Annotated in this window: 3 protein-coding genes and 1 rRNA gene; 3 read left to right on the top strand and 1 reads right to left on the bottom strand. The window is 62.1% G+C overall.

Annotated elements, in window-relative coordinates; translation table 11 throughout:
- Window positions 1-231: 231 nt before the first annotated feature.
- From rrf to BUB20358_RS11740, 3 genes are all read left to right on the top strand, one after another.
- A 5S ribosomal RNA gene (rrf, locus tag BUB20358_RS11750) occupies window positions 232-344 on the top strand.
- 360 nt (window positions 345-704) lie between these two features.
- The gene (locus BUB20358_RS11745; RefSeq protein WP_006765270.1) at window positions 705-2,780 is read left to right on the top strand and encodes a molybdopterin-containing oxidoreductase family protein; all 2,076 of its coding nucleotides are present in this window, start codon (window positions 705-707) and stop codon (window positions 2,778-2,780) included.
- 136 nt (window positions 2,781-2,916) lie between these two features.
- Window positions 2,917-4,590: a long-chain fatty acid--CoA ligase gene (locus BUB20358_RS11740; RefSeq protein WP_035973119.1), complete on the top strand. Its 1,674-nt coding sequence runs from the start codon at window positions 2,917-2,919 to the stop codon at window positions 4,588-4,590.
- Window positions 4,591-4,871: 281 nt separating this feature from the next.
- On the opposite strand, the gene BUB20358_RS11735 is transcribed toward BUB20358_RS11740, so the two are convergent.
- Window positions 4,872-6,029 carry a porin gene (locus tag BUB20358_RS11735; RefSeq protein WP_035973117.1) on the bottom strand — a complete coding sequence of 386 codons (1,158 nt, stop codon included), beginning with the start codon at window positions 6,027-6,029 and terminating at the stop codon, window positions 4,872-4,874.
- Window positions 6,030-6,143: the final 114 nt, after the last annotated feature.

The following is a 6,143-nucleotide window of genomic DNA, read 5'->3' as shown; positions in this document are numbered from 1 at the left end:
GTAAGCGCAGTAATGCGTTCAGCTAACCGATACTAATTGCCCGTAAGGCTTGATCCTATAACCAGTCTGTTTCGACAACCGTCAGCGCGTCAGCGCTTGCGAATGTCGAACGTCGTGTGCACCGCACCCGACGTACTGCGGTTGACTCCCGCGTGTGTGCCAGATACCACAACCTCATTACTGCTTCTTCCGGATTGGTCGTAGCGCAACGCGCTATGACAACCCTCTTTGCCTGATGACCATAGCGAGTCGGTCCCACCCCTTCCCATCCCGAACAGGACCGTGAAACGACTCTACGCCGATGATAGTGCGGATTCCCGTGTGAAAGTAGGTAATCGTCAGGCTCCCCTTGCCGCGCAAACCCCCGCCAATCGGCGGGGGTTTTTGCGTTTGCGCCACGAAAAAACATCCGGGCGCCCGCTACGCTCGCGGGGCGGCGTCGCGACGGCCCGCACCAACGCCTACGACGCACTCCCCCGTATTGAAGCCGGTCGATCATGCCGAACATGCAAAACGGCTCGGTTTGATGGCCCGGCGCGGAGTACTTCCTCATGTCGCTGGATCGCAATCACCGCTTCCCGATAGTCTTGCTCGGCGTGTCGACGGCGAACCTTCGTCAAAACATCGAGAATCAGCGGGAAATGACCGCGCTCCGGCGCTCGCCCACGTAAAATTTGCGAATCCCCATTTCCGCATCGAAAACAATGAACGCCGCCATACAGGTCGCTCCGGCCGTCTGCCCACATGATTGTCCGGATACGTGCGCGATGCGTGTGACGGTCGAGAACGGCAAGGCGATCAAGGTCGCCGGCGATCCCGATCACCCGCCGACGCAAGGCGTGTTGTGTACGAAAGTCAGTCGATATGCCGACCGCGTTCATCATCCCGATCGCCTCACCGTTCCGCTGAAGCGTGTCGGCCCGAAGGGCGAAGGCCGCTTTGTACCGATCAGTTGGAACGACGCGTTCGACGAGATCGGACGTCGCCTGGGCGAAATCGCCGCGCGCGCGCCGGAAGCAATCGTGCCGTACAGCTACGCGGGAACGATGGGGCTCGTCCAGGGCGAGGGAATCGCCCAGCGGTTTTTCCACAAACTCGGTGCGTCGCGACTCGAGCGGACAATTTGTTCGGCAGCCGGTGCCGCGGGGTTGCGTTATACCTACGGTGGCAACATCGGAATGCATCTTGAGCATTTCGAAGAAAGCGAGTTGATCCTGATATGGGGTGCCAATCCCATCGCATCGAGCCTGCACTTCTGGACGCGGGCGCAGGAGGCGAAACGCCGTGGCGCGCGTCTCGTCGCGATCGATCCGTACCGCTCGCTGACTGCCGAGAAGTGTCATCAGCACATCGCGTTGAAGCCGGGTACCGACGGCGCGTTCGCGCTCGGCATGATGCACGTGCTGATCACCGAAGATCTGCTCGATCACGATTACATTGCGGCTCACACGCTCGGCTTCGATGCGCTCAAGGCGCGGGCGATGTCCTATCCGCCGGAACGTGTCGCGCGGATCTGCGGGATCGACGCGTCCGAGCTGATCGAGCTCGCTCGCCGTTACGGCGCGACCCGGAAGGCGTCGATTCGCCTCAATTACGGGATGCAGCGCGTGCGAGGCGGCGGCAACGCCGTGCGCGCGATCGCGAGTCTGCCGGCGCTGACAGGGGCATGGCGCGATCGCGCCGGCGGATTGTTGCTGTCGTCGTCCGAATTCGCGCCGGTCAATCAGGCCGCGTTGCTGCGTCCCGACTTGATGCCGGGCTGGCCGCACAAGCTGCCGCGCAGCGTGAACATGAATGCGATCGGCGACGCGCTGCTGCATCCGGGCGACAGTACGTTCGGACCTAAGATCGAGGCCGTGATCGTCTACAACTCGAACCCTGTCGCGGTCGCGCCCGACTCGTCGAAAGTGGCGGCCGGATTCGCGAGAGAAGACTTGTTCACTGTCGTTCTCGAGCACTTCAAGACCGATACGGTCGACTTTGCCGACATCGTGTTGCCCGCGACCACGCAACTGGAGCACCTGGACATCCACAAATCGTACGGCCACACGTATGTGATGGCGAATCTGCCGGCGATTCCGCCGGTCGGGGAGGCGCGGCCGAACACGGAGATCTTCCGCGGTATCGCGCGAAGCATGGGGCTCGACGAGCCCGCGCTGTACCACAGCGACGAAGAAGTTGCGCGCGCGGCGCTCCGCTGGGACGACCCGATACTCGACAGCGACTGGGACACGCTGAAGCGTGTCGGCTGGCTGAAGCTGAAACTGCCGGACGCCCCTTTTGCCAACGGCGGCTTCCGCACGCCGTCGGGCAAGTGCGAGTTCTATAGCGCGCGCCTCGAGCAGATGGGTATGGACCCGCTACCCGACTATTTGCCGCCGTTCGAGTCGGCAGAGTCGGCGCCCGAGCTTGCCGCCCGCTATCCGCTCGCGATGATTTCGCCGCCGGCTCGCCACTTCCTGAACAGCACTTTCGTGAACGTGGACAGCCTGCGCAGCACGGAAGGGGAGCCGCACGTCGACATGCATCCGGCCGACGCGAATGCGCGCGGTATCGGCGATGGCGACCTGGTACGCGTCTTCAACGACCGCGGCTCGATGCAGGCGCGCGCGAGGGTGGCCGACCGCGCACGCACCGGGCTCGTCGTCGGGCTGTCGATCTGGTGGAAGAAGCTGTCTCCGGATGGCCGGAACGCGAATGAAGTGACGAGTCAGGCGCTCACCGATCTCGGCAACGCCGCGACGTTTTACGACTGTCTCGTCGAAGTTGAGCGAATTTGACCGCACGTCGCTGTATGATCGGACGAATCTGGCTTTGCGTTCGAAGGGGCCGTCTAACCCGGTTGTCTCGCGGCGGGCGACCGGCTACGATGCGTTTTCGCACGACCATTCGAAAATCAGTGAGGAGACGCGCAGTATGGAGAAGATTTGGCTGAAGTCGTACCCGCCCGGCGTTCCAGCCGAAATTGATGCGTCTCCGTATCCGTCCGTTCCCGATCTGCTCGACGAAAGCTTCCGGCAATATCGCGACCGCAACGCATTCGTCTGCATGGGCAAGGCGATCACGTACGGCGAACTCGACACGCTGTCGCGCCAGTTTGCCGCGTGGCTGCAATCGCGCGGTCTCGCACGTGGCGCGCGCGTGGCGATCATGATGCCGAACGTGCTGCAGTACCCGGTCGCGATTGCCGCGGTCCTGCGCGCCGGCTATACCGTCGTCAACGTCAATCCGCTGTATACGCCGCGCGAACTCGAACACCAGTTGAAGGACAGCGGTGCGGAAGCGATCGTCATCCTCGAGAATTTCGCGTCGACGCTGCAGGCCGTCATCGCGAACACGGCCGTCAAGCATGTGATCGTCGCGTCGATGGGCGATTTGCTGGGCATCAAGGGATGGCTCGTCAATTACGTCGTGCGCAACGTGAAGAAGATGGTGCCGGCGTGGCAGCTTCCGGCGTTTACCGGTTTCAAGGCTGCGCTGGCCGACGGTGCACGGCAAACGTTCAAACCGCCGAAGCTCGGCCCCGACGACGTCGCGTTCCTGCAATACACCGGCGGTACGACGGGCGTTGCAAAAGGTGCGACGCTGCTGCACCGGAACATCGTGTCGAACGTGCTGCAGGCGGGCGCCTGGCATCAGCCTGCGCACGACAAATATCCTGACGTGAAGCAGTTCGTGACGGTCGTCGCGCTGCCGCTGTATCACGTGTTTGCACTGACCGTCTGCGGCTTCCTGACGATGCGCACCGGCGGCATGGGAATCCTCATTCCGAATCCGCGCGATATCGGCGGAATGATCAAGGCGCTGAAGGGCTACCAGATCTCGACGATTCCGGCCGTCAACACGCTGTACAACGCGCTGCTCAACCACCCGGAGTTCGATCAGCTCGATTTGTCGAAGCTCGTGATCGCGAACGGCGGCGGCATGGCGATCCAGGAAGGCGTCGCGAAGCGCTGGTATGAAAAGACGCATACGGCGATCGTCGAAGGGTACGGGCTGTCCGAAACGTCGCCCGTCGCGACCTGCAATCCTGTGACTGCGACGGAGTACAGCGGGACGATCGGCTTGCCGCTGCCGTCGACCGAAGTGGCGATCCGCGACGACGCCGGCAACGACGTTCCGCTCGGCGAGCCGGGCGAAATCTGTATTCGCGGGCCGCAGGTGATGGCCGGTTACTGGAACCGGCCGGACGAAACCGCGAAGGTCATGTTTGCGGACGGTTTCTTCAAGACGGGAGACGTCGGCGTGATGGACGCGCGCGGCTATGTGAAGATCGTCGACCGGAAGAAGGACATGATCCTCGTGTCGGGCTTCAACGTGTATCCGAACGAGGTGGAGGACGTCGTCGCGTCGCATCCGGGCGTGTTCGAGGTTGCCGCCGTCGGCGTGCCGGACGAACATTCGGGCGAAGCGGTGAAGCTCTTTATCGTGAAGAAGGATCCGGCGCTCACCGACAAGGACATCCTCGCGTATTGCAAGGAGCGGCTCACGGGCTACAAGCGGCCCAAGCTCGTCGAGTTCCGTACCGAGCTGCCGAAAACGAACGTCGGCAAGATTCTGCGGCGAGAATTGCGCGACGGACGCGCGTAACGGCGCAATCGAATGGAAGAGCCCGGCACATGCCGGGCTTTTTCGTTTGCGGCGCCGTTCAGCGAAGCGGCGGGATGCCGCCGTGTCGAACATCCGGCCTTGAGCGGACTTCATTTTGTACGGGCGGGAATTTGTCGCCCTCGCATTGGGTTCGCCCGGTCGAGCTGCCGTTCTTCGTCGGCCTTTCCGCAAGACCGCGACGTCATGCACCGTGCGGCGGCCACAAAGAAAAAGGCGCCCGAAGGCGCCTTCAATGTGCTGCGGCTTGTCAGACAAGCTGATTAGAACTTGTGGCGGATGCCGACACGCGCTGCAACCTGATTGCTCGTGCTCGACGGATCGAGGCCGTTGATCGAAGCGTGGGCCTGTACGACGTTGCCGCTCGCGTCGAGCGTGTTGCCCGATGCATGCTGGTACACGCCGATTACGTAGACGTCCGTACGCTTCGACAGGAAGTAGTCGACGCCAAGCGAGCCTTGGTGGTACTTCGCTGCCGAGTTGCCGTCGATCTTGCTGCCTTGCGTGTAGTCATACGCTGCGCCGAGGATCAGCGCCGGCGTCAACTGATACTTGAAGTTGATTTCGCCGTTGTTGAACGTCGCCGTCTGGTTCACGAACGGACCAGCCGAGAAGCCCTTGAACTTCGTGTTCGAGTACGTCGCACCGATCGTCGCTGCGCCGAACGTGTATGCGCCGCCCGCACCGATGACCTGGTACGTGTTTGCGCTGTTCGCGTATGCGCCGTATACCGGCGACGAAACTGCCGTCGTCGCAGCCGTCGAGCCGTTGTTGAACATACCGCCGAAGTTGGCCGGCGTGCGCGCGTTCAAGTAACCCACGCCGAGTACCAGCGGACCGTTGTTGTACCCTGCGCCGAGCGACCAGACCTGATTTTTCGAGAACTGGCCCGCTTGGCCGCCGAAGCTGTACAGGCCGCCGAACGAGAAGCCGCCGTAGGTCGGGCTCGTGTACTTGACCGCGTTGTTCACGCGGTATGCGTTGTTGAAGTTGTCGAGATCGCCCGGGTGAGCGGCGATGTAGCCGCCCCACTGGTCGCCTGCTTCGAGCGGACCGACGAAATCGACGACGGAGTCGTACTGACGACCGAGCGTGACCGTACCGTACTGGCTCGACAGCCCGACGTATGCCTGACGACCGAACATCAGGCCGCCCTGACCGAGCCTGCCGCTGTTCACGTCGAAGCCGTTTTCGAGAGTGAAGATCGCCTTCAGCCCGCCGCCGAGGTCTTCGGTGCCGCGCAGACCGAAGCGGCTGCCTTGCATGACCCCGCTCGACAGACCGTACAGGTGCTGACCTTTCGCGTTGTTGTTGAAGATGAAGCCTTCATCGATGATGCCGTACAGCGTCACGCTGCTTTGCGCGTGGGCAGCGCCAGCGAACGCGCCCAGCGCGACGAGCGCGAGAAGCGACTTTTTCATTAACGGATCTCCAAGAATCACTAAATTTTTCTGTCGGGGCGGATAGTTATGTTCTGTCGACGGGCCCCATCAACTTCGCAAGAAGTCGCACGTAATGTAGCAAAAGCGATTTTT

The organism is Burkholderia dolosa (genome assembly GCF_902499135.1).
Classification (GTDB): Bacteria; Pseudomonadota; Gammaproteobacteria; order Burkholderiales; family Burkholderiaceae; genus Burkholderia; species Burkholderia dolosa.
This window is presented reverse-complemented; position numbering and strand designations above follow the sequence as displayed.

Bases quoted from the DNA above. Each gene is read 5' to 3' on its own strand.
- BUB20358_RS11740 (WP_035973119.1), top strand. From the start codon at position 2,917: ATGGAGAAGATTTGGCTGAAGTCGTACCCGCCCGGCGTTCCAGCCGAA.
- BUB20358_RS11735 (WP_035973117.1), bottom strand. From the start codon at position 6,029: ATGAAAAAGTCGCTTCTCGCGCTCGTCGCGCTGGGCGCGTTCGCTGGC.
- BUB20358_RS11745 (WP_006765270.1), top strand. From the start codon at position 705: ATGAACGCCGCCATACAGGTCGCTCCGGCCGTCTGCCCACATGATTGT.